The sequence below is a fragment of the Bacteroidales bacterium genome (assembly GCA_031276035.1).
In the GTDB taxonomy this organism is placed as follows: Bacteria; Bacteroidota; Bacteroidia; order Bacteroidales; family BM520; genus RGIG7150.
Genome location: JAISNV010000042.1, coordinates 1 through 2672 on the forward strand (window position 1 = coordinate 1; position 2672 = coordinate 2672).

A 2672-nucleotide genomic window follows, 5' to 3' on the forward strand; every position below is an offset into this window, starting at 1 on the left:
AAAAAATTTGAGCCGCTGTGGAATTTTATCATTAAGACCAAACGTTTGAACAGCATGCTGCCCTTATTGGAAACGCTGCTGTCGGATGTGCGCCACTATGACAAGGCATTTGAAGAAGCTCCGGCGGAAGAGTTGGCTGTTGTTGGGTGTTAATGGTTGCGGGGAGAGAACATGCCTCTGCAGAGGGATGATATTGATAAGAAGTTTTGACAAGGATAGTGTATTTTTTTTAGCATATACACTATTCGACGAAATTAGGGGACTTTGTCGTGTAGTAAACAAAGTTACAAGTATGGATATTTGTTTTTTAGCTCATTCTTTAAATATTAGATATCATCTAAAATAAAAAGTCAATATTAAAATTTTTATAATTATTAAAAAAGTCAATATCAATGTTTCTATCGTACATGTGTAATGTGATTTTATCTATTTTGCCATATTTCAAATAAATACTTAACCCATAATGAGCAAACGAAGCATTTTCGCCTGCCCCCATAGCAAGCGCTCCTTTATCATATCCAAAACCGCGAAGTACTATTTTGTCGGCAGCTTGTTGTATAATTCTCATTGGCTTTGGAGACATTTGAACCTTGTTGCCCATAGGATGGTTGCCATCTAAATTAAAGATAGTTACAGAATAGTCTTCACTCCCATTAATATTGTTTCCGATTTTTATTGCACGGTTGCACCCTGTTTGCAGTCCACGAACAGGTTTTCCGTTTTCATATCGTTGATGGCTACTGGATACAAAATAAATGTTGCTTAAATCGAACATACTACTATTTATTTTTTTAGATTAGACCTAACTCTCGTGCAATCTTTTTCAATGGATTCTCAACATCTGAAATTTTTCCATCCTGATTCGAAATAAATTCTATCAAAATTTCGGGATTATGTATTGAAAAAGTAACTTTAGATAATCTTCCTGAATAATAAAACAGGGACATATAGCATGGTTCTTTGTGATCTGCTCCTGCGCCGCTATTAGCAAGATTATTGCTCCAAAGTATTCTATCCCTGTTTGAGGATATTTCAGAAAAACTAAATGTGTCAATAATATATTCGGAAATATCCGAATTGTCAATATTTATTTTTATTCTTTTGTTTATGGGATTTACTTCAGCAGAAATCCGAAAGGTCGATTGTAAGTCCACAAAACAATTACCTTGGTGCCATATTTTACAATTGTCTGCAGTAAAATTGAAAGATTTTCTTTCTATTTCACCTTGCATCTCTAATAGATTGACAGGAAAAAAATCGTACGTTTTCATAATTTTTAATATTTTTTTTAGTTCATTATATGACAAATAAATTCCACTTGACGCGCGCATTTTGGGCAGATTGATAAAGGCCCTATCTTTCCACATAATTGTTCCCATGTCCAATCAGAGCTTCTAAAATAAATCCATATCACTTCTTTTTCCCCGCAATAAGGATATTTATATGATTTGTATTTGTCTGGCGGTTTTATAATATCGTCTTTACAATTCAAAACATCTTCCCATGGGAAAAACGTTTTCTCATTTTTTAATACTATATTGCCTTTTTTAACGGCTTCAACAAATTCCTCCATCTTTTTTGAAGATTTGTTATTGCAACTAAAAACAATAATTAAGGTAAATAATATAATTCCAATATATTTCATGTATTTATGATTAAGTTGTAATTTCTAATTAGAAACTGCTGAAAGACTTAAAGTTTTTTTAATTGACATTAATTAATTCAAATTGAGGTAATTCAATAGAATCAAAGTATTGATTTGTAATTTTATCCAAAAAAGTTTCCGCGATAATGTCATCTCCTAAAAATTGATCTATATCTTCGATAGTTGATGAGAAGTGTTCAATAATTTTTTCGTCACTTACTTTCAATCGATGGCGAATATTTTTGAAAAATTTGATTTCCGAGTATTTAATAATTGCATCGGCTTTGATTACTTTAATGGCTATTTCGATTAAAGTTAATTCCTCCGGTTCAGATAATTTCGATTGTTCAAGAGTCGTAAAATAATTGGTAATAAATTGCCTGCTGTCTGAATTGATTTCGGACACATACGCATTTATCTCTTTCCTTAAATCAACACTGTTAAAGGAAGGGAATGATTCACTTATTGATTTAATTGCGGCGACTTCTCTTTCGTCAATATTGCCGTCGGAAGCCATACAGCAAAAAGCTGTTTTTAATAAAAGTTGATTAAATGAAGTTGTTTCCATATTTATTTATTATTTAAACCCAATTCTACGCCTTTCCGGCTCAACTTTGCCTTCTTCTATTTCTTTTTTTATTGCCTCGTGTTTTTTAAGGTCAGCAAGAGAAATAGTCGGCCTTTGATTTTTTATGACAAATTCCAGCGTTTCCATTGAAATGCGTTTTGTCTTTTCTCTGATTGTCTTTCGTGAAGCCTCGTCAATCAGCAATTTTATATCGCTCGAAACATAATTTTCCGTTAGTGTAGCTAACTTGTCATAGTCAATTCCAAAATCAAGAGGCCTGTTTTTCAAATACAACTCAAACAGAGCTTTTCTTGCCTCAAAATCTGGAGGTGGGATGTAAAACCATTTTTCCAGCCGTCCGGCTCGCAGCACGGCTTTGTCTATCAGATTTGGCTGATTGGTCGAACCGATGACAAAAACGCCGGAGTCGCCGATATTGTCCAGCTGTGACAGAAATTC

Annotated in this window: 5 protein-coding genes; all 5 read right to left on the reverse strand. The window is 33.5% G+C overall.

Going from position 1 to position 2672, the window contains the following annotated elements:
- Positions 1-337: 337 nt before the first annotated feature.
- Positions 338-775 (reverse strand): hypothetical protein, encoded by a 438-nt coding sequence (locus tag LBP67_10210; GenBank protein ID MDR2085352.1) that lies wholly within the window; start codon positions 773-775, stop codon positions 338-340.
- 16 nt (positions 776-791) lie between these two features.
- A complete protein-coding gene (locus LBP67_10215) occupies positions 792-1271 on the reverse strand; it encodes a hypothetical protein (GenBank protein MDR2085353.1) in 480 nt (159 codons plus the stop codon).
- A 17-nt stretch (positions 1272-1288) separates the two neighbouring features.
- Entirely contained in the window at positions 1289-1645 is a 357-nt protein-coding gene (locus LBP67_10220; protein ID MDR2085354.1) for a hypothetical protein, read from the reverse strand.
- 58 nt (positions 1646-1703) lie between these two features.
- Complete coding sequence (locus tag LBP67_10225; GenBank protein MDR2085355.1) at positions 1704-2213, reverse strand: TerB family tellurite resistance protein; 510 nt, start codon at positions 2211-2213, stop codon at positions 1704-1706.
- A 9-nt stretch (positions 2214-2222) separates the two neighbouring features.
- Positions 2223-2672 (reverse strand): ATP-binding protein (locus LBP67_10230; protein MDR2085356.1); only part of this gene is annotated, 450 nt, incomplete at its 5' end.